21 protein-coding genes are annotated in these 24,407 nt (G+C 61.5%); 13 read left to right on the forward strand and 8 right to left on the reverse strand.

All coding sequences use genetic code 11. The features are described 5' to 3' along the window. Positions 1–2: 2 nt before the first annotated feature. The gene (locus tag IB238_RS09860; protein ID WP_192245747.1) at positions 3–1,385 is read right to left on the reverse strand and encodes a serine hydrolase; all 1,383 of its coding nucleotides are present in this window, start codon (positions 1,383–1,385) and stop codon (positions 3–5) included. A gap of 154 nt (positions 1,386–1,539) precedes the next feature. Here IB238_RS09860 and IB238_RS09865 point away from each other — a divergent pair, with 154 nt between their 5' ends. The 6 genes from IB238_RS09865 (at position 1,540) to IB238_RS09890 (ending at position 7,782) form a co-directional block, all read left to right on the forward strand. After that, positions 1,540–2,787 carry a DUF3419 family protein gene (locus tag IB238_RS09865; RefSeq protein WP_192245749.1) on the forward strand — a complete coding sequence of 416 codons (1,248 nt, stop codon included), beginning with the start codon at positions 1,540–1,542 and terminating at the stop codon, positions 2,785–2,787. After that, complete coding sequence (locus IB238_RS09870; RefSeq protein WP_192245751.1) at positions 2,787–3,458, forward strand: class I SAM-dependent methyltransferase; 672 nt, start codon at positions 2,787–2,789, stop codon at positions 3,456–3,458. The genes IB238_RS09865 and IB238_RS09870 overlap by 1 nt, the downstream gene beginning before the upstream one ends. A gap of 145 nt (positions 3,459–3,603) precedes the next feature. After that, positions 3,604–4,260 carry an outer membrane protein gene (locus tag IB238_RS09875; protein WP_192245753.1) on the forward strand — a complete coding sequence of 219 codons (657 nt, stop codon included), beginning with the start codon at positions 3,604–3,606 and terminating at the stop codon, positions 4,258–4,260. 165 nt (positions 4,261–4,425) lie between these two features. Then, positions 4,426–5,202 carry a GH25 family lysozyme gene (locus IB238_RS09880; protein ID WP_192245755.1) on the forward strand — a complete coding sequence of 259 codons (777 nt, stop codon included), beginning with the start codon at positions 4,426–4,428 and terminating at the stop codon, positions 5,200–5,202. A gap of 135 nt (positions 5,203–5,337) precedes the next feature. Continuing rightward, positions 5,338–6,552 carry a lytic murein transglycosylase gene (locus IB238_RS09885; protein WP_192245756.1) on the forward strand — a complete coding sequence of 405 codons (1,215 nt, stop codon included), beginning with the start codon at positions 5,338–5,340 and terminating at the stop codon, positions 6,550–6,552. A gap of 276 nt (positions 6,553–6,828) precedes the next feature. Then, positions 6,829–7,782, forward strand: a complete 954-nt coding sequence (locus IB238_RS09890) for a DMT family transporter (protein WP_246723517.1) — start codon at positions 6,829–6,831, stop codon at positions 7,780–7,782. Between the two features lie 494 nt (positions 7,783–8,276). Here IB238_RS09890 and metF read toward each other — a convergent pair whose 3' ends face one another. The 4 genes from metF to IB238_RS09910 all read right to left on the reverse strand — a co-directional run bounded on the left by metF (position 8,277) and on the right by IB238_RS09910 (position 13,157). Further along, positions 8,277–9,194, reverse strand: coding sequence for a methylenetetrahydrofolate reductase [NAD(P)H] (metF, locus tag IB238_RS09895; RefSeq protein ID WP_192245758.1), 918 nt, complete (start codon positions 9,192–9,194; stop codon positions 8,277–8,279). A gap of 1 nt (position 9,195) precedes the next feature. Further along, positions 9,196–10,209, reverse strand: coding sequence for a metalloregulator ArsR/SmtB family transcription factor (locus IB238_RS09900; protein WP_192245760.1), 1,014 nt, complete (start codon positions 10,207–10,209; stop codon positions 9,196–9,198). Positions 10,210–10,590: 381 nt separating this feature from the next. Beyond that, positions 10,591–12,240 (reverse strand): energy-dependent translational throttle protein EttA, encoded by a 1,650-nt coding sequence (gene ettA, locus IB238_RS09905; protein ID WP_192245762.1) that lies wholly within the window; start codon positions 12,238–12,240, stop codon positions 10,591–10,593. A gap of 194 nt (positions 12,241–12,434) precedes the next feature. Beyond that, complete coding sequence (locus IB238_RS09910) at positions 12,435–13,157, reverse strand: ribonuclease (RefSeq protein WP_246723518.1); 723 nt, start codon at positions 13,155–13,157, stop codon at positions 12,435–12,437. 222 nt (positions 13,158–13,379) lie between these two features. Here IB238_RS09910 and IB238_RS09915 point away from each other — a divergent pair, with 222 nt between their 5' ends. The 4 genes from IB238_RS09915 (at position 13,380) to IB238_RS09930 (ending at position 18,318) form a co-directional block, all read left to right on the forward strand. Continuing rightward, the gene (locus IB238_RS09915; RefSeq protein ID WP_192245766.1) at positions 13,380–14,309 is read left to right on the forward strand and encodes an alpha/beta hydrolase; all 930 of its coding nucleotides are present in this window, start codon (positions 13,380–13,382) and stop codon (positions 14,307–14,309) included. A 26-nt stretch (positions 14,310–14,335) separates the two neighbouring features. Then, positions 14,336–15,289 (forward strand): DMT family transporter, encoded by a 954-nt coding sequence (locus IB238_RS09920; RefSeq protein ID WP_192245768.1) that lies wholly within the window; start codon positions 14,336–14,338, stop codon positions 15,287–15,289. A 150-nt stretch (positions 15,290–15,439) separates the two neighbouring features. Next, a complete protein-coding gene (locus IB238_RS09925; RefSeq protein ID WP_192245770.1) occupies positions 15,440–16,636 on the forward strand; it encodes a CaiB/BaiF CoA-transferase family protein in 1,197 nt (398 codons plus the stop codon). Positions 16,637–16,668: 32 nt separating this feature from the next. Next, positions 16,669–18,318: a thiamine pyrophosphate-binding protein gene (locus tag IB238_RS09930; protein ID WP_192247603.1), complete on the forward strand. Its 1,650-nt coding sequence runs from the start codon at positions 16,669–16,671 to the stop codon at positions 18,316–18,318. On the opposite strand, the gene IB238_RS09935 is transcribed toward IB238_RS09930, so the two are convergent. From IB238_RS09935 to IB238_RS09945, 3 genes are all read right to left on the reverse strand, one after another. Continuing rightward, positions 18,302–18,511 carry a hypothetical protein gene (locus IB238_RS09935; protein WP_192245772.1) on the reverse strand — a complete coding sequence of 70 codons (210 nt, stop codon included), beginning with the start codon at positions 18,509–18,511 and terminating at the stop codon, positions 18,302–18,304. The two genes, IB238_RS09930 and IB238_RS09935, sit on opposite strands and share 17 nt — an antisense overlap. A 100-nt stretch (positions 18,512–18,611) precedes the next feature. Then, the gene (locus tag IB238_RS09940; RefSeq protein WP_192245774.1) at positions 18,612–18,950 is read right to left on the reverse strand and encodes a TIGR01244 family sulfur transferase; all 339 of its coding nucleotides are present in this window, start codon (positions 18,948–18,950) and stop codon (positions 18,612–18,614) included. Between the two features lie 92 nt (positions 18,951–19,042). Beyond that, a complete protein-coding gene (locus IB238_RS09945) occupies positions 19,043–19,897 on the reverse strand; it encodes a DUF4432 family protein (protein WP_192245776.1) in 855 nt (284 codons plus the stop codon). A 208-nt stretch (positions 19,898–20,105) separates the two neighbouring features. Here IB238_RS09945 and IB238_RS09950 point away from each other — a divergent pair, with 208 nt between their 5' ends. From IB238_RS09950 to IB238_RS09960, 3 genes are all read left to right on the forward strand, one after another. Further along, positions 20,106–21,740, forward strand: coding sequence for an amidohydrolase (locus IB238_RS09950; protein WP_348648223.1), 1,635 nt, complete (start codon positions 20,106–20,108; stop codon positions 21,738–21,740). Between the two features lie 45 nt (positions 21,741–21,785). Continuing rightward, a complete protein-coding gene (locus IB238_RS09955) occupies positions 21,786–23,384 on the forward strand; it encodes an ABC transporter substrate-binding protein (RefSeq protein WP_192245778.1) in 1,599 nt (532 codons plus the stop codon). 86 nt (positions 23,385–23,470) lie between these two features. Then, positions 23,471–24,406 carry an ABC transporter permease gene (locus tag IB238_RS09960; protein WP_192245780.1) on the forward strand — a complete coding sequence of 312 codons (936 nt, stop codon included), beginning with the start codon at positions 23,471–23,473 and terminating at the stop codon, positions 24,404–24,406. The last annotated feature ends 1 nt before the right edge of the window (position 24,407 follow it).

Below are 24,407 nucleotides of genomic sequence, written 5' to 3' on the forward strand. Positions count from 1 at the left end.
ACTCACTCACCGCGCCCGATTACATCGACGATTCGCCTCACAAGTTCCTGCGGACGGTAGCCGAAGCTGGCAGGTGTCAGCCCAAGGCGAACAACGGCAAGTCTCCTGGACGGGATCACCGCGATCGACTGGCCGTCATGGCCAAGCATCCAGAACGTATCCCCCGGCAATCCGTATTGCGAATTGGGCACGTCGTCCGGCCCATGAATCCAGGTCTGCACGTGACTATAGGCGCCACCAGAGGCTGAGGTCGGCGCTCGCATGGCTGTGACAAACCCCTCTGGCAGCAACTGCATCCCATTCCATTGTCCATCGTTCAGCAACAGCTGCGCAAAGCGCGCCCAATCACGTGCCGTCGCATACATGTAGGACGAACCGGCAAAGATGCCTGTCTCGTCCGTCTCCATCACGGCGCTCCGCATGCCGAGCGGCGCAAAAAGGGCCATGGCCGGATAGGACAGCGCCCGCCAGCGGTCGCCGATCGCGTTCATGAAGATGTGGGAGAGGAGGATAGCGGTACCGCTGGAATACTCGAACCTTTCCCCTGGGTTGGCAGTAAGCGGAAACGAGGCTGCAAAGCGGGCCATGTTCGGCTCCAGAAAAAGCATCCGCGTCACGTCGGTGACATCGCCATAGTCCTCGTTGAAAACCAGGCCACTTTGCATCGCGAGAAGGTCGGCAACGGTGATTTTTCCACGCGCATCGGCTTGCCATTCGGGAAACAGATTGACCTGTGTCGGTGACAATCGCCCATCCATCATCAACCGCCCCACGAGAGCCGCATTGACGGTCTTGGTCAGTGACCAGCCGAGCATTGGAGTGTCTGGGGAAAACCCGTCGCCATAACGCTCGCCAACGAGGCGGCCGTCGTGGATCACCACCACCCCGCGTGCATTGGGCCCGAGCAAGGCCGGATCATCCAGAACGTTTTCCAGCCTGGAATCAGGACTGCCCGCATCCCCCTCGGGCCATGGGCGATCAGTTCGCGCCTCTGCGGTTTTTGGCAGGGCCACGCCAGCCACTACCTCGCGCGCGGTGACAAAATCGCCGTCCGGAACCGTCGTGCACCCGAATCCCTCGCGATACGCCGCGTATCCCGGTGCGAACAAGCCCAGGAGGGATGCCGTGACCGTCTTTTCGTTGAGGTCTACAGACTGGCGCATCAGCCGCAGCAGTGGATGGCCCGGCGCCTGCACGTCCTTATCGAGTACGGCGGCAGGGTCTCGATGCGCGACGAAGACATTGGAACAGACGATCTTGGCCGCATAGGAGGAGCCGACACGCAACAATTCCGGTGGGCGAACGATCAGCCAACTGCCCGCGATTGCCAGGAAAATGCTTCCGCCAAACAACGCTCTTGCAGCGACCCGCCGATATCGACCCATTCGTCTCCCCTCGTTCGCTGCCAGACAATCAGGAATTGGTCGTTAAGAAAAGCTTATTCCGAACCAGACGTTTCGTGGGCGATGGCTCGTCGGTCATCAAACTGTAGCGCGTGAAAGCTATTGCTGCCGAAATCCTAAAGGACGAGAGGGCAGCATGAGCGAACTGGCCAGAAATGCAGGATACGGACGCAATGCGAAACTGAAGTCGGCGCTGCTTCAACACCGTGCCATTACACCGGAAGGATTGTCCGAACGCCTCTTCGGCCTGCTCTTTTCCGGCCTTGTCTACCCACAGATCTGGGAGGACCCGGCCATCGACATCGAAGCGATGGAACTGTCCACGAAGCACCGCGTGGTGAAAATCGGTTCGGGTGGATGCAACATGCTCGCCTATCTTTCCCGGTCCCCGGAAATGATCGATGTGGTCGATCTCAACCCCCACCACATCGCCCTGAACCGGCTAAAGCTCGCAGCTTTCCGACAACTGCCTTCGCATTCGGACGTGATCCGTTTTCTCGGAGGGAACCACACGGCAACGAACCGCGAAGCCTATTACCTGTTCATCGAACCGACGCTGGACGCGCAAACGCGCGACTATTGGAACGGGCGCGGCGCGCTTGGCCGGCGCCGCATCGATGTGTTCAACCGCAACATCTATCGCACCGGCCTGCTCGGCCGGTTCATCCTGCTCGGCCATATCGTCGCAAGGCTCCACGGCGTCGATCCGCGCGACTTTGTCGAGGCCCGTTCGCTGCGCGAACAGCGTCACTTCTTCGAGACCCGCATTGCCCCCCTCTTCGATCGTCCGCTGGTCCGCTGGATGACCTCGCGAAAGGCCTCTTTGTTCGGTCTCGGCATCCCGCCGCAACAATTTGACGAACTGGCGAGCCTCAGCGACGGCAGATCGCTCGCACCGGTTCTGAAACGGCGCCTGGAAAAGCTCACCTGCCACTTTCCTTTGAAGGACAACTATTTCGCCTGGCAGGCGTTTGCCCGGAGATATCCGCAAGAGCAGGAAGGTATGCTGGCGGACTATCTGCGTGCCGAGCACTACGGCGCAATTCGTGCCAATACGGGCCGAGTTCGCGTCCACCACGCAAGCTTCACCGAACTTCTGGCCAGCAAGCCGGCAGCATCCGTCGACCGCTTCGTATTGCTGGACGCCCAGGACTGGATGAGTGAAAGTCAATTGAACGAACTCTGGAGCGAGATATCCAGAACCGCCTCTGAAGGGGCGATCGTCATCTTCCGGACCGCTGCGGAAAGAAGCGTCCTCGACGGCAAGCTATCCTCCGCCCTTCTTGGCCTCTGGAACTACGAGCGCAAGCGCTCCATCGCTCTTGGCGCGCGGGACCGCTCGGCCATCTACGGTGGCTTTCACATCTATCGAAAGAAAGCTTGATGTCGCCGGATTTTCCAGGGCGGCCGCCTGATTCTGTCCACGCCGAGCGCATGGACCGGCAGTATCGCTATCAACGCCACCTCTACGACTTGACGCGCAAGTACTATCTGTTCGGACGCGACCGTCTGCTGACCGAGATTTCCGCCGGAGACGGTCATTCGGTCCTCGAAGTGGGGTGCGGCACCGGACGCAACATCGAGTTTATGATGCGCATGCACCCGCAGGCGAATTACTTCGGCCTCGACATCTCGAAAGAGATGCTGGAGACGGCAAACAAGCGTTTTGCCCCGATCGCAGACAACCGGCCGCGGTTGCTTGTGGCCGATGCCACCAAGTTTACCGCTGGCGACTTCGGCGTAACCGGTTTCGATCGCATCGTGATTTCCTATGCCCTGTCAATGATCCCCGAGTGGCAAAGCGCCGTCGAATGCGCCCTCGATACGCTGAAACCAGGCGGTTCGCTGCATGTCGTCGATTTTGGTCAGCAGGAACGCCTGCCGCCGCTCGTTCGCCGGCTGTTGCAAGCCTGGCTCCGGCGGTTTCACGTTTCGCCACGCCCCGACCTGTTCGAGGTGATGCGCGGTGCGGCGGAGCGGAGAGGCGTAACGCTGCAAACAGCGACGCCTTATGGCGGTTACGCCTGGCTTGGTGTTGCAAAATTGCCAGCATGACCGACGTTCTGCCGTAGCCTGCTTCCCTGCCCGATTTTGCGCTTCTTTCTGTGTGACCACCTTCGGCGTGAGAGGGGTTTGTGTATCTCGTTTGCTGACGCTTTGGGGCTGCGTTTGCATGATTCGAAGCAGAAGGAAGACAACCATGAAATCACTCTACATCGGTGCTGCTGCGCTACTGTTCGCCACGACGGCGACGACTGTCCGGGCGGCCGACCTCGCTCCGGTCGAAGCCCCGGTGGCGCCAGTGATCACCGAAGTCTCGGGTGTCTATGACTGGAACGGTTTCTATGTCGGTGCGATGACCGGCTACGGCTGGACCGATGCCGATACGGATGACGCGGGCGTCACCGCCAGCCCGGGCCTCGATGGCTGGGCGCTGGGCGGCTACACCGGCTACAATTACCAGATGGGTTCGTGGGTCATGGGCCTTGAAGGCGACGTGAAGTACGACTGGAACAGCGACAAGTTCGACCTTGGCGGCATCCCCATGGAGCTCGAGACGAATTGGGGCGGCTCGCTGCGCGCGCGCGTCGGTTACGCCTTTGATCGCACACTGGTATACGGAACCGGCGGCTACGCGTTCACCAATGCCGAGCTGCGCGACCGCGAGACGGGAGACAGCGACGACAAGACGTTTAATGGCTGGACCATCGGCGCCGGCGTCGAGCAGGCTTTCACCGATAATCTCATTGGGCGCGTCGAATATCGTTACACCGATTACGGCGACAAGAACCTTATGGGCGTCAACACCGACCTGAGCAGCAACTCGCTCATGCTCGGCGTCGGCTGGAAGTTCTGAGCAGTCGCGGTGGCCGGTCGGCGGACCTCAATGCCGGCCACTGCGCCAAGCAGTACGAATTTCAACATAATCTGATGTGAGGGGCTTCGCGCAGATCGCGCGAGGCCCCTTTACCGAATCCAGCGTGTCAGGCAGTATCCGCGGACCTCAATTTTCAGGACATACATGCGTCGGTTCATTCTGGCTCTCCTGCCCACTGCCTTTCTTGCGGCCTCGTGTTCCACGACCGACTACGATTTCGTTTCCACCGCCTCGGTGCAGCCTCGATTCGAGGACAAGGATCCGCAGGATTTTGGCTCGCGCACGCCGCACGCCCATGAGGTCCACGGCATCGACATTTCCAAGTGGAACGGCGACATCGACTGGCCAGCCGTTAAGAAGTCGGGTGTCTCCTTCGCCTTCATCAAGTCGACCGAGGGAACAGACAGGATAGACCAGCGCTTCGATGGCTACTGGCGCGGCGCAAACACAGCGGGCGTCGCACACGCGCCCTACCACTTCTACTACTTCTGCTCGACGCCGGACGACCAGGCGGACTGGTTCATCCGGAACGTTCCCAAGAGTGCAGCACTGCTGCCGCCGGTACTCGACGCCGAGTGGAATCCGGCCTCGCCGACCTGCAGAAAGCGCCCTCCTCCCGCAGTCGTGCGTGCAGACCTGCAGCGCTTCCTCGACCGGATCGAAAGGCACTATGGCAAGCGCCCGATCATCTACACGACCGTCGATTTCCATCGCGACAACATGGTCGGCTATTTCGACAACTATCACCTCTGGCTGCGCTCGGTCGCGGACCATCCGGAGAATGTCTACGGCCGCAAGTGGGCCTTCTGGCAATACACCAGCACCGGCGTCGTTCCCGGCATCAAGGGGGACACCGACATCAACGTTTTTGCCGGCTCGAGCAAGAACTGGAACAGTTGGGTCGCCGAGGTCTCGCAGTAGAGGCGGCAACCGAAAGCGGTAACGGAAGAGTTCACGAAAGATTTGAACTGGCGGCGACGACACGCCGCCCTTTTCCTTCTTGCTTCCGTCACATTAATTTGAGAAGCGGGGGCAACTGAATGAAAGGACCCCGCCATGCAATCGAGAATCCTGCCGATCGGCGCCCTTCTGGCGCTTCTTCTCTCCGGCACAGCTCTTGCACAACAGAACAACAACCCGCCCGCAGCACCCGCCGCAGCCTGTGGCGGCGACCTCAGCACCTTCCTGCAGGGGGTGAAAGCTGAGGCCGTCGGCAAGGGCGTTCCCGCCGATGTAGTCGATCGGGCACTCGCCGGTGCAAGCATTGATGAGAAGGTTCTCTCGCGGGATCGTGCACAAGGCGTCTTCCGCCAGACCTTCCTGGAGTTTTCCAAGCGTACGGTGAGCCAGTCGCGCCTCGATATCGGCCGCAAGAAGCTGCAGGAGCTGTCGCACGTTTTCCAGCGCGCCGAGCAGGAGTTTGGCGTTCCGGCCCCGATCATTGCCGCCTTCTGGGCAATGGAAACGGATTTCGGCGCTGTCCAGGGCGACTTCAACACGCGAAATGCTCTCGTCACGCTGGCGCATGACTGTCGCAGGCCCGAGCTGTTCCGGCCACAACTGATCGCGGCAATCGAGATGGTGCAGCACGGCGATCTCGACCCGGCAACCACGACCGGCGCATGGGCCGGCGAGATCGGACAGGTGCAGATGCTGCCCGAGGACATCATCGCCTTCGGCGTCGATGGCGACGGTGACGGTCACGTCAACGTCAAGCAGAGCGCTGCGGACGCGATTCTGACGGCAGCGAAGTTCATCCAGCACCTGGGTTTCACCAAGGGCCAGCCCTGGATCCAGGAGGTATCACTGCCGGAGAACCTGCCCTGGGAGAAGACCGGTCTGCAGCCCGGCATGACCGCCGGCGACTGGTTCGCACTGGGCGTCACCCCGCGCGACGGCGACACGCGCTTTGGCAACCTCGCTTCGTCGCTGGTGCTGCCGCAGGGACGCAAAGGTCCGGCCTTCATCACCTATCCGAATTTCAACATCTATCTCGAGTGGAACCAGTCGTTCATCTACACGACCTCGGCGGCCTACTTCGCCACGCGCCTCGGCGGCACCGCACCTTACGAAAAGGGACTGCCGGAGCAAGGCCTCGATGATGGCGGCATGAAGGCACTGCAGACGCGCCTCGCCGAACTCGGCCATGACGTCGGCAAGATCGACGGCATTCTCGGTTCGGGCACACGGGCGGCTATCCAAAAGGAACAACTGCGCCTCGGCATGCCGGCAGACGGCTGGGCGACGCCTGCCCTGCTCGGAGCACTCTGACCAGCCACGCCAAACCGGCTCCGCCGGCTTGGCTGCCACCCGATTATTGCCCCACATCCAGCGCCGCGGGATTTCCGCGGCGCATTCTTTTTGACGAACGCGCGCCATGCAACGCAGGGGACTGGCGTTGCGCCACAGTTTCAAACATGATCGCGCCGACTATCGCCACGCCGGAATCGGGTGGCAGACCAATGCTTTGAACGCTACCTCACATACCAGACGTAACGCGCACCGACAAAACGACATCGGTGCACACGGCAAGCAGAAGGTGACGAAATGGATCAGCCCGCCAGCCTCAGCTCGGCCTATGCGATGACGGCCAAAACATGGTCCATGCTGTTCCTGCTCGGCTTGATCTGGGGCGGTTCGTTCTTTTTTGCCCGCGTCGCCGTCCAGCACATTCCGCCAATTACGCTCGTTTTTCTGCGGACCAGCATCGCGGCGATCGCGCTCCATATCTACCTTGCTGGACGCTTCGACCTGTATGCGACACTGCAGCGGCGCTGGCGCGAGTTCCTCGCGCTGGGACTGATCAACAATGTTCTCCCACATATCCTCATCTTCACAGGGCAGACCCAGATCGGTGCGGGACTGGCAGCGATCCTGAACGCGACAACGCCGATCTTTACAATCCTCATCGCCAACCGGCTGACCACGGACGAGAAGATGACGCCGCCCAAGATTGTCGGCTGCCTGATCGGTCTCCTCGGCACGGCCGTCCTGATCGGTCCCCGGGCACTCGCTCCCTTTACCGGCGAGAGCGACGGGCCGCCGCTTTGGGCGCTGCTACTGCCAATTGGGGCTGCGATCTCCTACGGCTTCGCCGCGACATACGGCAAGCGGTTCCGTGGGGTCCCTGCCCCCGTCACTGCGGCTGGCCAGTTGACCGCCTCCACTCTCGTTCTCCTGCCGTTGGCCACCGTTGTCGACCACCCGTGGAACCTGCCGATACCGCCGCTTGGCGTGGTGTTGTCCGTGCTGGCACTGGCCCTCGTTTCCACCGCCTACGCCTATATTCTCTTCTTCAGGATCATGGCCGTAGCCGGGGCGACCAACACCTCGCTCGTTACCCTGCTCGTACCACCAAGCGCAATCATCGCCGGAATGCTCTTTCTCGGCGAATGGCTGACTTTGCCGGGCGCCGCGGGGATCATACTCGTGCTCTTGGGGCTGATCGTCCTTGACGGGCGCGCACTGAAGCGGCTGGCCCCATCGGGCCGTTCAGGATGACGAGTGGTGATCTTGCATGCTTGATTCGCATGCCCCGCTGACGATCAGACCGCTCACGCACCTTAACCGCCGTGAAGGTTTTGTGAATTTTTTCTAAATGGAAATTCGGAAGAAAGAACAGTTATTTAGACCTGTGGAAAAAGTGTGACGAAGGCAGTGATGCCGCGATGCAACACACAAAAGACTTTTCAAGCCGATTTTTTCCACCTTATTATGGCCACGCAACGCAAGGAGGTAAGCCATGGGACTCACACATTCCTTGAATGTTCTGATGATCGGTGCAGCGTTCCTCTTCGTCGCCACCATGATTTTCATCTGAGCGGCGGCAGCGTAGTCCAAAAGGACAAAAAGCGCAGAGAAGACCATTTTCAACTTGTTCAAGAAAACGCATGACGCCCTTGGGGTCATGCGTTTTTACGTGGCGCCGGGTACCACTCACAGGAGCTAGGCGATTCCGCAAAGCGCTGCATCGACCTCGGTCCCTGTTCAGCCGATCAAGCCGCAGCGCCTGCGGCCTTGGGCCGCTCTGCGTTCTCCTGGCGCTTGAACCCGACTTGATCAAGCACTGACGATACGAGCGCCGACCGGTTCATCGTATAAAAGTGGAACTCGTCGATGCCGAGCCCAATCAGCCCTTCCACCTGCCGAGCAGCAAGTTCGGCAGCGACCATGGCACGGTCATCAGGCCGGCCATCCAGCGGCTCGAGGCGATCGGCAAGCCATTGCGGGACCGTTGCGCCGCACAGCCCCGAGAATTTCTGAACCTGAGCCAAATTGTGGACCGGCAGGATGCCGGGCACGATTGGGATATCGATCCCGGCAGCACGGACGCGCTCAAGGTAACGTTCATAGAGCACATTGTCGAAGAAGAACTGGGTGAGCGCCCGCGTTGCACCGGCGTCAACCTTGCGCTTTAGCATGTCGATGTCAGCGGAAACATCCAGGCTTTCCGGGTGTTTTTCCGGATAGGCCGAGACCGACACTTCGAAGTCGTCGATCGCCCGAAGTCCGGCAGTCAGTTCGGCGGCATTGGCATAGCCGCCCGGATGCGGCTGGTAGGCTGCCCCGAGTCCGCTGGCAGGATCGCCGCGCAACGCCACGAAATGACGGACACCAACGGCCCGGAACTCCTCGACAACCGCGTTCACTTCTTCCTTCGTCGCGCCGACGCAGGTCAGGTGGGCAGCGGCGGAAAGCGGCGTGTCGCTGATGATGCGGTCCACGGCGGCGAGCGTCGGAGCCCGCGTGGAGCCGCCCGCACCGTAAGTCACCGAAACGAAGTCAGGCGCGTACGGGGTAAGCGCGGTGATTGTCTCCCAGAGTTGGCGATCAGCCTCCTCGTTTCTGGGAGGGAAGAACTCGAAGGAGAGTCGGAGGGCGTGGCGCCGGCGCGCGGTGTGTCCAATCGTCATGTCAGTTCCTCCGGCCGATGGCAATGAGCGGTTCGGCGCCATTGGCGCCCTCTGCGGGTCTCTGGTCGCGCGCCAGCCAAATGGTGACAGTCAGTGCTTCCGGGCCGCCATCGGCGGGCTTGAGATCGATGGCCTGTTCGAGCGACAGACCTGCCTGTTCCAGCCACTCCTGGACGATCTGGTGGGAAAAACCCAGGCGCAGATGAGCGTGCTCGTCGCGCAAATGTTCTATGCCGTGCGGTGCCAGATCGATGATCACCAGCCGGCCGCCCGGTCGGAGCATGCGCGCCGCCTCGGCGATGGCCGCGTCCGGTTCGTCGAGAAAATGAAGCACCTGATGGATTGTAACTACATCGAACTCGTCGCGTTCGAGCGGCAGGTTGAAGATGTCGCCGTGGCGGATCGAGGCCTTGGTTATGCCGGCGCGATCCAGGTTGGCGCGGGCAACCGCCAGCATGTCACGGCTGGCATCGACGCCGACACCACGCCGGTAGAGCCCCTCGAACAGTTGCAGAATACGGCCGGTGCCGGTCCCAAGGTCGAGGAATGCGTCGACCGGCTGCTCACCGATCAGCCCGAGGAGCGCTGCCTCGACCTCCGCCTCGCTCACATGAAGGCGCCGCAATTCGTCCCATTCAGCGGCATTCCGGCTGAAATAGGCCTGCGCCTTTTCCGCCCGCGCCTTCTTCAAGACGGCAAGGCGCTCAGCGTCCCGGTCCAGGACCGGATCGGTCTCGTCGATCCGATCGAGCAGCAGGCGGGCCAGCGAAACGGCAGCCCCCTCATGCCTGAGGCGGAAATAGGCCCAAGCCCCCTCCTGATAGCGCTCGATCAGCGCCGCCTCTGCAAGTAGCTTGAGATGCCGGGAGATGCGCGGCTGTGATTGTCCAAGGATGTCGGTGAGATCCGTCACCGTCAGATCGCCGCGCGATAGCAGCGCCAGAAGCCGCAGGCGGGTCGACTCGCCTGCCGTCTTCAAAACCTCTACAGTGTCGTCCAGCCCAAGCTTCGCCACGCCCCACCTCAAACCAATCAAGACATAAAGATATCTTTATGTCACGTTTCATCGGAGCGCAAGTCGCAATCTGCTAAAGCTGGATTCTGTCAGCGCTTCTCGTAGCGATAGAGCGCGACGTGAGACGGCTCGCGGGTTGACTGCGATTCGACGGCGAAGAACGGGCCGCCCCCTTTGCCGCAGCACGCTCTGCAGTTCGATTTGTCCTGCCAACCGTGCCGTACGTTTCCAAAATGTGAGCCAGCCAACAACGAGACACGCACCGGCCAAACGCGATCGCTCTTAGCACCGACCATTCACAGCCGAAAATAACAAAGCCGCCACGCTCGAGCATGGCGGCCTCATTAGGTCTACGCCGCAACAGCGACCGCGTTAGAAGCCTCAGCGCGTCAGACGCTTGTAGGTGACGCGCTTCGGGTTGACCGAATCCGGGCCGAGGCGGCGGATCTTGTCCTGCTCGTAGTCTTCGAAGTTACCCTCGAACCATTCCACATGGCTGTCGCCCTCAAACGCCAGAATATGGGTCGCAAGACGGTCGAGGAACATGCGGTCGTGGCTGATGATCACCGCGCAGCCGGCAAAACTCTCGAGCGCATCCTCGAGCGCTGCCAGCGTTTCGGTATCGAGGTCGTTGGTCGGCTCGTCGAGCAGGATCACGTTGCCGCCGGACTTCAGCATCTTGGCCAGGTGAACGCGGTTGCGCTGGCCGCCCGAGAGCGTGCCGACCTTTTGCTGCTGGTCGCCGCCCTTGAAGTTGAACGCGCCGCAATAGGCACGCGAATTGACTTCATGCTTGCCGAGCTTGATCACGTCGTTGCCGCCGGAAATCTCTTCCCAGACCGTCTTGTTGCCGGCGAGCGCGTCCCGGCTCTGGTCGACATAGCCGAGGTCCACCGTCTCACCGACGCGAATTTCGCCGCTATCAGGCTTCTCCTGGCCGGTGATCATCCGAAACAGCGTCGTCTTGCCGGCGCCGTTCGGGCCGATGACACCAACAATACCGCCGGGCGGAAGCTTGAAGGTAAGGTTCTCGATCAGCACGCGGTCGCCATACGACTTGGTCAGGTTCTCGGCCTCGATCACGACGTTGCCGAGACGTTCACCGACCGGGATCACGATCTGGGCGTCACCGGGGCGACGATCCTCCGCCGCCTTGACCAGTTCGTCGTAGGCGCGGATACGGGCCTTCGACTTCGCCTGCCGGGCCTTCGGACTGGAGGCGATCCATTCCTGTTCACGGGAGAGCGCCTTCTGGCGCGTTGCCTCTTCGCGACCTTCCTGCTGCATTCGCTTGGCCTTGGCCTGGAGATAGGCCGAATAGTTGCCTTCGTAGGGAATGCCGCGGCCGCGGTCGAGCTCGAGGATCCAGCCGGTGACGTTGTCGAGGAAGTAGCGGTCGTGGGTGATCATCAGGACAGCACCCGGATACTCGCGCAGATGCTTTTCCAGCCAGGCAATCGTCTCGGCGTCGAGATGGTTCGTCGGCTCGTCGAGCAGCAGCAGGTCGGGCTGCGACAGCAGCAGTTTGCAGAGCGCAACGCGGCGCTTCTCACCGCCCGACAGGTTGGCGACATCCGCATCGCCCGGCGGGCAGCGCAGCGCGTCCATCGCCATTTCGACCTGGCTCTCAAGGTCCCAAAGGTTCTGGCTGTCGATGATGTCCTGGAGCTTGGCGCCTTCTTCGGCCGTTTCGTCCGAATAGTTCATCATCAGTTCGTTGTAACGGTCGAGGATCGCCTTCTTGGGAGCGACGCCTTCCATCACGTTCTCCAGCACGTTCTTTGCCGGATCGAGTTGCGGCTCCTGCGGCAGGTAGCCGACGGTCGCGCCTTCAGCCACCCATGCCTCGCCGGTATACTCGTTGTCGAGACCGGCCATGATCCTGAGGACGGTCGACTTACCGGCACCGTTGGGACCGAGAATGCCGATCTTCGCGTCCGGGTAGAAGGAGAGGTGAATGTTCTCCAGAACCTTCTTGTTACCGTAGGCCTTGTTTAGCCCTGCCATGTGGTAGATGAACTGTCGTGCCATTACGCGCCTGCTCCGCATTCAAAAGAGATTTGCCCGCTATGTAGGCGAAATCCCCCGCAGCGGCAATGCGGCGACATGCAGTCGACTGGATTTGCCCTGATACCGTCAGATAGTTCGGTCCACAGGAACTGGCCGATCTAGTGTATGAAGCAGGCCCGACCGGGTGAAGCACACTCTCCGCCTGGCCGACTAGGTCAGTCAGCCATCTGCACCAATAAACCGCCGTCACACTTGGACTTGGTGGCCGAAGCGCCACGAATGAGGCCGGCGAGTTCCCCTTCGTCCGCCGACAGCCCAATGGTCAGGCCGGTGATAATCTTCTCACCGTCGATATTCCGGCAGCGCAACCGCACGCGCTCGCCGGCCCCCGGACCGAACGCCGCATCAAAAGCGGCCGCAATCTCGTCTTTCGTCACCACCTTGCCCGCCTTCGCATCGAAGAGCGCTCCCACCGCAGAGGCGTTGACGGCATCCAGCATCTCAAGCGACCGCACGTAGTAGTCCTCCGCCGTCGCTGCATGGCAGGTGCCGTTCATCAGCCACTGGTGGCGGTCGAGCCCGGATGCGACGCCGGGCATGGCCACGGAAAGCCGCGTGGCCGTCTCCTCGGAAAGCACCAGTTGCGGCAGATCCGTCCATTTGTTCGAGCGGTCCCGCTTTTTCAGTTCGGCGTCGATACCGCAGTAGCTTTTCTTCACCTGCCACAGCCCGTGCAACGCCAGACCTGTGGGCTCATGAGCACCCTCCGGCCACTGTGCGCATTCCGGCATCTTTGGTTTCCTCAGACAGAACCCCGGTTGCCAGGTTAGCGCCAGCACGTGCCGGGTCTTGGCCTTTCCGCCATCGCCATCCTCAGGTTCATCCGCAAGCGTCACCGCAGAGACAGGTACCGCCAGCGTCAGAAGAAAGAGAAGCATTGCAGTCATTATCCGACGTATGGACCTCAGCATCGTCATGGTGCATCCCCAAACAAGAACAAAGCACGAACATTAAGCAATATGCGCGAGAAGATTGCAACCACAAATTTTAGGAGAGTTATGGGGGCGGTTGGCCGCTGCGTCGTTACGAAGCGCAATTGCATTTCGCCGCAAAATCCATTTGATGGTCGCTATCCAATCTCGCTCTCCCCCTGGAGTGACATGTTCTGTACAACCTTGCATCTGCAAAGTCCGACGGGCGCCAGGCTCGCCTATCACCACGAAACTGCGCGCGGTCATGGCAAGGGCATAGTCCTGATCAGCCACGGGCTTGCAGAACATTCGCTTCGCTACCGGGCCTTTGCCGAGCGTCTGGCGTCCGAGGGATTCCACGTCTACGCGCACGATCATCGCGGTCACGGCGAGACAACGGCACCGGATGCGCCGATCGGGCGCTTCGCGCAACGCGATGGGGTGCAGCAGGCACTCCGCGACATGCTTGCGATGTGCGAGCTGGCCACTGCCAATCATCCGGGTTCACCGGTCATCCAGTTCGGCCATTCGATGGGCGGGCTCCTTGCGCTTTCGTTCGCGCAAGCCCATTCGGGAAAGATCGACGGGCTTGCCGTCTGGAATTCCAACTTCAATCCTGGCCCCGCCGGTCGCGCCGCGCAGGCCATACTTCTGGCCGAACGGATGCTGAAGGGATCGGACGTGCCGAGCGGTCTTTTGCCGAAGCTCACTTTCGGCGCCTGGGCCAAGGCCGTAGCGGATCGTCGCACGGATTTCGATTGGCTCTCCCACGATGCCGCGGAAGTCGACAAGTATGTCGGCGATCCCCTGTGCGGCTTCGACGCCAGTGTCTCGCTCTGGATCGACATCTTTGCCATGACTTACGCCGCGGCGAACACGAGGGCGATCGTGCGTTTGCCAAAGGCACTGCCCGTCCATCTCGCCGGTGGAGACGAGGACCCGGCAACCGACTTTGGCCGCTCGGTGGCCTGGCTCGGACGCAGGTTGGAGAAGGCAGGACTTGCCGATGTAACCTGCCTCATCCATCGCGGATTGCGTCACGAAACCCTGCTGGAGCGGCGGGATCTGCGAGAAATGCCGATTGCCAATTTCGCCGACTGGTGCCAAAGGGTCGCATAGACTGATCGCCAAACCGGTAAAGCCAAATGACCGCACATGCATCGACAACCCCTGCGACCCTCCGTCACGAGGTCGGACTTGGTCTTGGGTTGATGGTCGTTTCGGTACTCTTGGCGCCCGTCATCGACATCTTCTCCAAGCTTGCCGTGGCGGAGGTTCCGGCCGCCGTCATCACCCTTTGCCGCTTCATCTTCCAGACACTGACGCTTCTGCCTGTCGTGCTCTGGCGCGGCACCCTTCTCGACCTGAACTGGAAGAAGTCGGCCCTGCATGCGCTGCGCGGCCTGATGGCTGCGATCGTGATGATCAGTTTCGTCATGGCACTTGCGGTGATGGAACTTGCCGATGCGCTGGCGATATTCTTCGTCGAGCCGATCATCCTGACGATCCTCGGGGCGATCTTCCTGAAGGAAACGATCGGCTGGAGGCGATATACCGCCTGCGCGGTCGGCTTCCTCGGCGCCCTCCTCGTGATCCAGCCCAGCATGCAGGAAGTCGGATTGGTCGCATTGTTGCCGGTCGTTTCGGCGTTCGGACTGGCCGTATTCTTTCTGATTACACGGCTCGCAGCACAGAGCGAGGATCCCTGGTCGATGCAACTGCATTCCGGGCTCTGGGGCGCGGCATTCGCCGGGGTTGCGCTTCTGGTCGGCAGCCGTTTCGGGTGGACAGCATTCACACCGGTCATGCCGCACGGCGTTTCCACGCTGTTCATCATCGGCGCCGGCATTGCCGCCACCATCTCCGGCATATTCGGGGCCTATGCCTATCGCAGCGCTCCGGCATCGGTGCTGGCACCCTTGCAATATCTGGAGATCGTATCCGCCACCATTCTCGGCTGGTGGGTGTTCGGCGACCTGCCCGATCCGCTGAAGTGGGGCGGCATCTCGATCATCATCGGCTCCGGCCTCTACGTGATATGGCGCGAGCACCAACTGAAAAAGCGCGCGACCGTCCCGCCAATGCCGCCACTCCTTTGAGCATGGATTTGACAAAAGCGAATGGGTTAAGTCCACCCACTCATCAACTCATGACCGGTTGATGCTATCTCCGAATGCTCCTTTTTGTTATCCAACACGTTGCCGAAGAAAAGCCCCTCGCGGGCAATTGGTACCGGCATGGAGGACGCAATGGATGACAAGAATCTGCCGCTTGCCGGCATCCGGGTTATAGAGCTCGCTCGCGTGCTTGCCGGTCCGTGGGCTGGACAGATGCTCGCCGACCTCGGCGCAGACGTGATCAAGGTGGAAAATCCCGATGGCGGCGACGACACCCGCGCCTGGGGACCTCCGTTCGTCACCGGGAAGGACGGCGAAAACCTGTCCGCTGCCTACTACCATTCCACCAACCGCAACAAGCGCTCGATCACGGTCGATTTCCGGACCAAGGAGGGCCAGGAAATCGTCCATCGGCTGGTTCGCACGGCCGATGTCGTGATCGAGAACTTCAAGGTTGGCGGACTTGAGAAATACGGTCTCGACTACAAGAGCCTCGCACGGGAAAACCCGCAGCTCGTCTATTGCTCGATCACCGGATTCGGCCAGGATGGGCCCTATGCCGCCCGCGCCGGCTATGACTACATCGTCCAGGGCATGTCCGGTTTCATGTCGGTCACCGGCGCGCCGGATGGCGAGCCGATGAAGGCGGGCGTGGCGATCGCCGATATTTTCACCGGCATCTACGCGGTCACGGCAATCCAGGCCGCACTCATCCACGTGATGAAAACCGGCAAGGGCCAGCAGATCGACATGGCGCTGCTCGATGTGCAGTCGGCCGTGATGGCAAACCAGAACATGAATTACCTGGTTTCCGGCACAGCCCCCACCCGCTTGGGCAACGCGCATCCGAACATCACACCCTACGAGGTCATCGAGACCGCCGACGGCTACATGATCCTTGCGGTCGGCAACGACGGCCAGTTCCAGCGCTTCTGCTCGCTGCTCGGCATGACCGATCTTCCTGCCGATGAGCGTTTCGCCACCAACAAGTCGCGGGTGAAGCATCGCGCAGAACTTCGCCCGCTGATCCTCGAGCGCAGTCGCAACTGGAAGAAGTCCGACCTGCTTGCAGCCTGCGAGGAGAGCGGCGTACCTGCCGGGCCGATCAACTCGATCGCAGAGACGTTTGACGACCCGCAGGTCAAGGCACGCGGCATGCGGCTGGACCTCCCGGATCGCGACGGCAACCGCATTCCGAGCGTGCGCACGCCGATCGTCTTTTCCGAGACGCCGCTTGCCTACGACCGCCCGAGCCCGCGGCTTGGCGAACACACGGACGAGATCCTCGCCGAACTCGGCGCGCTTGAAGCGGGAAAGAAATCCGCATGACCAACACCGAGAAGAACGTACAAGGAAAGACCATGAGAACCGGTGGACAACTGATCGTCGATGCCCTCGTCGCCAATGGCGTCCGACGCATCTCGTGCGTGCCCGGCGAAAGCTACCTCGCGGTGCTCGATGCCCTGCATGACACCGACATCGACGTGCTCGTCTGCCGCCAGGAAGGCGGCGCGGCGATGATGGCCGACTGCTGGGGCCGGCTGACCGGCGAGCCCGGCATCTGCATGGTCACGCGCGGTCCTGGCGCCACCAACGCGTCCGCCGGGCTGCACATCGCCAAGCAGGATTCGATCCCGATGATCCTCTTCATCGGCCAGGTCCAGCGCGAGGCACGCGAGCGCGAGGCCTTCCAGGAGATCGAGTACCGCCGCGCCTTCACCGAGGTCGCCAAGTGGGTGGCCGAAATCGATGATCCCAAACGCATTCCCGAATTCGTCACCCGCGCCTTCGCGGTCGCGACCTCGGGACGGCCGGGACCTGTCGTGCTTGCACTGCCGGAGGATATCCTGACCGAGACGGTCGAGGCGACGGCAGCACAGCCCTATACGCCGGTCGAGGCCCATCCGGGGCCGAAGCAGCTGGCGCAGTTGAAGGGAATGCTGGACAGGGCCGAACGACCCGTCGTCATTCTCGGCGGGACCCGCTGGGACGAGGAAAGTGTCGCCGGCATCACGGCCCTTGCCGAACGCTGGGCGTTGCCGGTTTCCTGCTCGTTCCGCCGGCAGATGTTGTTCGATCACCTGCACCCGAACTATGCAGGCGATTCCGGCATCGGCATCAACCCGGCACTCGGCAAGGAAATCCGCGAGGCGGACCTCGTCGTCCTGCTCGGCGGCAGGTACTCGGAGATGCCATCCTCGGGCTACACGCTGCTCGACAGCCCCTACCCGAAGCAGACGCTCGTGCATGTGCATCCCGACGCCTCAGAGCTCGGCCGCGTCTACCGGCCGGAGCTTGCGATCTGCGCCAGCGCTTCGGACTTCGTTGCCGGTCTCGCCGACCTGGCTCCCGCCTCCCCGCCCCGCTGGGCCGAACGGACGAAAGCGATGCATGCAGCCTATCTCGCCTGGTCGACACCGCCTGCGGCCGGTCCCGGCGACGTGCAGATGGGACCGATCATGAGCTGGCTCGAAGAGAACGTGCCGGAGGATACGATCTTCGCCAACGGCGCGGGCAATTATGCGACCTGGGTGCACCGGTTCCACCGGTTCCGCCGCTTTGCGACGCAAGCGGCTCCGACTTCAGGCTCGATGGGCTATGGTTTGCCCGCCGCGGTGGCCGCCAAGCAACTTTTCCCGGAACGGGAGGTCATCTGCTTTGCCGGCGACGGCTGCTTCCTCATGCACGGGCAGGAGTTTGCGACCGCCGTTCGCTATAACCTCCCGATCATCACTGTCGTTGTGAACAACGGCATATACGGCACGATCCGCATGCATCAGGAGCGCGATTATCCGGGCCGCGTCAGCGCGACAGACCTGACCAATCCGGATTTTGCAGCCTATGCCGTTTCATTTGGCGGCCATGGCGAAACGGTCACCAAGACCGAGGAGTTCGCCCCGGCATTCCTGCGGGCCCGTGCGAGCGGCAAGCCGTCGATCATCGAGGTCAAGCTCGATCCGGAAGCGATAACGCCCACGCGTACGCTCTCGCAGATCAGGGATAACCGATAGGTTGCTCATAGAAGACGACAACGCCGCGCGCCCTGCCGGGACGCGCGGCGCTCAGTTTCTGTCCTCCCGCAAAGCCCCCATTGATGCCGTCACCCCGGACTTGATCCGGGGTCCAGCCGTGCTGCGTCTGCAGCGCGAAACAGTCATTCACGTCAAAGGTTTGAGCGCCCGTCATGCCTTGATAGTCCGCCATGACGGGCTAGCTTAACGATCGAGGAACAAGGCGACGTGGGCGTTAGCCAACTGAGCACTGCACTACGCGTGCGAGCATTTCAGCTCGCGTCTTGCCGACCTCAGCCGCGAATATGCTGCGTCTGGGCGTAGATGTTCGTGGAGCGCGCGCCGGAGCGGCAGTAGCCGAGCATCGGGCGTGGCAGTTCGTCCAGCGCGTCCACCATGTCGCGCACGGCATCGGCCGTCACACCCATCGGGCCGACCGGAACATGCGTCATGTCGATGCCCAGTTCCTTCGCCCGTGCCGCGATAGCCGAAAATTCCGGCTGGTCGGGCGCCTCATGGTCCGGCCGATGGCAGACGATCGACTTGAAGCCCAATGCCTTGATCTCCTCCAGATCCTCAACCGTAATCTGGCCGGAGACCGAGTATTCGTCGTTGATCGCGCGGATATCCATGGTGCTTGCCCTTCGTGAAAATTGTTGGGTTGGATGTAGGCGTGCCAACGCCGAGCGTCAATCGCCGACAACCACCGGACACTGCGGCCCGGCTACAGCAGTTCGAATGAGAGGCCGTACTCGACCGCATCACCCGGCGCGAAGCCGCTCATCTCGCCGGATGCGATGAGTTCCTGCCGCCCCGCCAGCCGATGCGACACGGGCTCCAGCCCCATGACATGGCAACCCGGCGACTGGTTCCGCCAGACCTGCAGATAGGGCAGCGTATCGACGCGAAAGCGCACATGCAGGCTACGTCCGCCGAGCGGGGCGATTGGCCCGAGCGCAATGTCGGCCCAGCCATCCACCGCGGTTTCGGTCGCGGAGACGCAGAAGATCCGCATGTCGCCCTCACCGAAGCGCCAGGGCAGGCTTCCGCCGTCGAGCATCGCGCCGGTCAGGCGCGTGGTCTCGTCAAACAGGCGGGTGTTGAAATTTACGTGGTACATCGCCACTGGCGGCCAGGGGCTGTTGCCCGAATTCGTCACGATATCATCGAGGGTAATCCGACCGGTGTTGCGGTCCGCGCGCCACCGACGCCTCAGTTCGGCCGTTTCGCCGTTGGCAAGAGAGACCGGAATGCGCGCCGAGCAGACCACCTCATCCTCGTCCTCCTCGAACAGAATGTCCTTGGCCGGGTGCGAGGATAGCGATCCATGCAGGGGGTAGCGCCTGCCGTCGGCAGCTCCTTCGACCGCCTCCGGGTGGCGAATGTGGTCCGGGCCGCAGGTGAACATGAAGCCGGGCAGAGCCCGGTCGATGCGCGGGTCGCCATCCGATGGGATGGCAGAACCAGGTGCCAGATTGATGCCTCTGAAAATGGCTTCACGCAGATCGAGCGCCGACTGGGGGTCGAGTGCGATATCGAAGCTGTGTGCACCGTTTTCTGCTGTCAGGGCGAGTGTCATGCGGTCTCCCGGAATCGTCATTTTCGCCATGCTAACGCATGGTTTGCGATGACGAAATCGGTTTTGGAAGCGCGCCTGAACAACCCGCGATAGCGTTATGAAATTATTGCATAGGGCGCGGAAAACATTGCATAGCCAAGCACTTGATTGCCCCCGCCTTTGATGGAAGGCTCAAGGAATAAGCGTGCATTCGGGAGGGGTTCAGCGCGTGGCTGAAAATTCGCATATTCAAGCAGATACGATTCTGTACAACGGTGTCATCTGGCGTGGCTTCGACGAAGGCACGACTGATGCGTTGGCGATCTGGGGCGACAAGGTTCTCGCCGTCGGCTCGAACGACGAGATCTTGTCGCTTAAGGGTGAGCGCACGAAACTCATCGACCTAAAGGGTCAGTTCGCCACGCCCGGCCTGAACGACTCCCACCTCCACCTGATTTCCCTCGGACTGACGCTCAACTGGATCGACGCAACGCCGAAGTCCGCACCGACACTCGAAAGCCTACTGGACGCGATCAAGAAACAGGTCGCCATACTTCCCGCCGGCACATGGATCCGTGCACGCGGCTACGACCAGACCAAGCTCGACGTAGGGCGCCACCCGCACAAGTCGGAACTCGACGCGGTCGCCCCGAACCATCCGGTGATGGTCGTTCGCGCCTGCGGCCACGTCTCGATTTTCAATTCGGAGGCCTTCCGCCTGGCCGGCGTGGACGAGAGCACGCCCGTTCCAGAGGGCGGGCTGATCGAACAGAAGAATGGCGTGCTCACGGGCATGGTGGCCGAGAATGCACAGGGCCTCGTGCGTGCGGCAATCCCGGATCCCGACGAAGACATGATGGTGGATGCCATCGAGGCGGGCGGAAACCTGCTGCTCTCCTACGGTATCACCAGCGTCATGGATGCGGCGGTCGGCCAGGTTGCCGGTTTCAACGAAATCCGTGCCTACCATCTCGCCAAGCTCAAGAACCGTCTGCCGGTGCGCACCTGGCTGACCCTGCTCGGCGACCCGGGCGTGTCAGTCGTCCCACAGTGCTACGAGGCTGGCCTCGTCACCGGCGTCGGCGACGACATGCTGACTGTGGGCGCCGTGAAGCTGTTCCTGGACGGGTCTGCTGGCGGACGCACCGCCTGGATGACGAAGCCCTATCTCGGCGACGACGACAACCACGGCGTCCAGATCCTCACGGACGAAGCGCTGCAGGAACTGGTGCTCGATGCGCATTCGAAGGGCTACCAGCTCGCCTGCCATGCCATCGGTGACGGCGCGATCGAGCAGCTCATCACGGCCTATGAAAAGGCGCTCGAAGCCATGCCCGATCCCGATCGGCGCCACCGGATCGAGCATTGCGGCTTCTCGTCGGAGGCGCAGCACAAGCGCATGGCCAAGGCAGGCATCTATCCCTGCCCGCAGCAGGTGTTCATCTACGATTTCGGCGACGCCTACGTCTCCGTGCTCGGTGAAGAGCGGGCTCTGTCGAGCTATCCGCTGAAGACCTGGATGGACCTCGGCTTCAAGCCGGCCACGGGCAGCGATTCACCTGTCTGCCACCCGAACCCGTTCCCGAACGTCTACAGCATGCTCACGCGGAAGACTGGCAAGGGAACCGTGATGGATGCGAAGGAACGGGTGACGATCGAGCGTGCCCTGCAGGCCTATACCGAGTATGGCGCCTTCTCGCAGAAGATGGAGAAGGTGAAGGGCAAGCTGGTGCCGGGACAGGTGGCCGATATCGCCGTCTTCTCGCGCAACATGCTGACGGCTGCGCCCGAAGAGATCCTCGACGGCACCGAGTGCGTGCTGACCATCCGCGGCGGCGAGGTGGTTTTCGAAAGACGTGCATAACCGACTTTCAACAAAATTCTTATCCAACGTAGGGGGAACACCAGAATGAAGAAATTTGCATTGGTGGCAGCGCTTGCCACCACCCTGCTCGCAGGCGTCGCGTCGATCGCCTCGGCACAGGAACCGCGCGCGGGCGGCACGATCAACTTCGTCGCGCCCTACGGCTCCAGCTTCTCCAACCTCGACATCCAGTCCTCGCCGCAGACGCAGGACGAGTTCTACGCCAAGGCGATCCATCGCACGCTCTATGACTGGGACGGCGATGCGAACAAGCCGGTGCTGGAACTGGCGACCGACGTGACGGTTTCCGACGACGGGCTGACCTACACCTACAAGCTGCGCCAGGACGCCTACTTCCACAACGACAAGCAGATGACCGCCGACGACATCATCTGGAGCTATACCCGGATGATGGACCCGGCCAAGGCGTTTCCGCCGGCCCGCTACGTCAGCAACATCAAGGGCGCTGCCGAGTATGCCGAAGGCAAGGCCAAGGAAATCTCCGGCCTGAAAAAGATCGACGACTTCACGCTGGAAATGACGCTAACCTCGGCGGTCGACCCGGCCTTCCAGTTCTCGCGCAACAACACCGCGATCTATCCGGCCGGCGAAGGCGACAGCGACGCGTTCCTCAGCCATCCGATCGGCCTCGGCCCGTACAAGTTCGCCGAGTATGTCCCGGGCTCGCGCCTGACGGTCGAGAAGTGGGACAAGTACTACAACAAGGGCAAGCCCTTCGCCGACAAGATCAACATCATGATCATGGAAGACTCCGCCGCCCGCGACGTGGCCTTCCGCAACAAGGAAATCGACGTTTCGGTTCTAGGCTCGGCGCAGTACGTCGCCTACCAGAACGATCCGGAACTGGCGAAGGGTCTGCTCGAGGTCGCCGAAGTCTACACCCGATATGTCGGCTTCAACCCGGACTTCGAGCCGTTCAAGGACAAGCGCGTCCGCCAGGCGATCAACTACGCGATCGATTCCGACCTGATCATCAAGCGCCTTAACAAGGACAAGGCCTATCGTGCGGTCGGCTGGCTGCCGACGACTTCGCCGGCCTTCGACAAGGATGCCAAGCCCTATCCGTACGATCCGGAAAAGGCCAAGGCCCTGCTCGCCGAAGCCGGCTATGCGGATGGATTCGAGTTCGAACTGACGGCAACCCAGAACGAAAGCTGGGGCCTGACGATCGTCGAAGCGATCATTCCGATGCTGGAAAAGGTCGGCGTCAAGGTTAAGGCGAAGCCGGTTGAAAGCTCGGTTCTCTCTGAAGTCGTTCCCGCGGGCACCTTCCAGGCCTTCATGTGGTCTTCGGAAAGCGGCCCGGATCCGATGACTGCCTTGCAGTGCTTCTATTCGCAGACGAGCCAGTCCTCGTGCAACTACCAGAAGTTCGCCAATGCCGACTTCGACAAGTTGTTTGAAGCTGCGAAGAACGCCAAGGACGATGCGGAGAAGAACGATCTCCTGCGCCAGGCCAACAACCTGCTGCAGGAAGAGGCACCGGTCTGGTTCTTCAACTACAACAAGGCCGTGATGGCCTATCAGCCCTGGCTGCACGGCCTGCAGCCGAACTCGGCGGAACTGGCAATCCAGTCCTACGAGAAGCTGTGGGTGGACGAAACCGTTCCATCCGACCGCTAATTGCTAACTGGTGGGAGGGCGCGCATTGCGTCCTCCCGCTGAACGTCCGTTGTTGAGCGCCCTGCGGGCGAAGAGGAAATTTCAGGGTGCTACGCTTCATCATACGCCGCGTTCTGCAGATCGTTCCGACGGTCGTGGCAGTCTCGCTGCTCATCTTTTTCATCTTCAGTGTCGTGCCCGGCAGCATCGCTTCCAGCATGTTCGCCAACAGCAAGGGGAACAATGACCCGAAGCTTGTCGAGAAGATCAACAAGGAATTCGGGCTCGACCAGCCGGTCTATGTGCGCTTCGGCAACTACATGGCCAAACTCGCGCAATTCGACCTCGGCACGTCCTTCCGCACCCGCCAGCCGGTTGCCACTGAAATCAACGCCCGCATGTGGGCGACACTCAAGCTCGCCTTTGCCGCCATGGGGATCGCCGCCGTCATCGGCGTGCCGCTCGGCTTTATTGCCGCCCTGCGCCCCGGAAGCCTGCTCGACAGCGTAACGATGATCGGGGCGATCTCCGGCCTGTCACTGCCGCAATTCTGGGTCGGCCTGATCTGCATGTACGTCTTCGCGCTGACACTCGGCTGGCTGCCCAGTTTTGGCTATGGCGACGGCGGCATTCGCAACCTCATCCTGCCGGCCATCACGCTCGGTGTCGCGCCGCTCGCCCTTCTCGCCCGCACGACACGCGCCGCCGTCCTCGAAGTCATGAACGCGGATTATGTCCGTACCGCCCGCTCCAAGGGCATGAGCAGCTTCCGTGTCGTCAAATGGCATGTCATGCGCAACGCGCTGGTGCTGATCATCACGACCATCGGGCTGCAGTTCGGCTCGATGATGGGCCAGGCCGTCGTGATCGAGAAGCTGTTTTCGTGGCCGGGCATGGGCTCGCTGTTGATCGATAGCGTGGCCCTTCGCGACATTCCCGTCGTCCAGGGCTGCATCCTCGTGATCGTCCTCTGGTTCCTGATCATCAACACGGTCGTCGACATCCTCTATGCCGTCATCGACCCCCGGATAAGCCACGAGTAGA

The sequence above is a fragment of the Rhizobium sp. ARZ01 genome (genome assembly GCF_014851675.1).
Classification (GTDB): Bacteria; Pseudomonadota; Alphaproteobacteria; order Rhizobiales; family Rhizobiaceae; genus Mycoplana.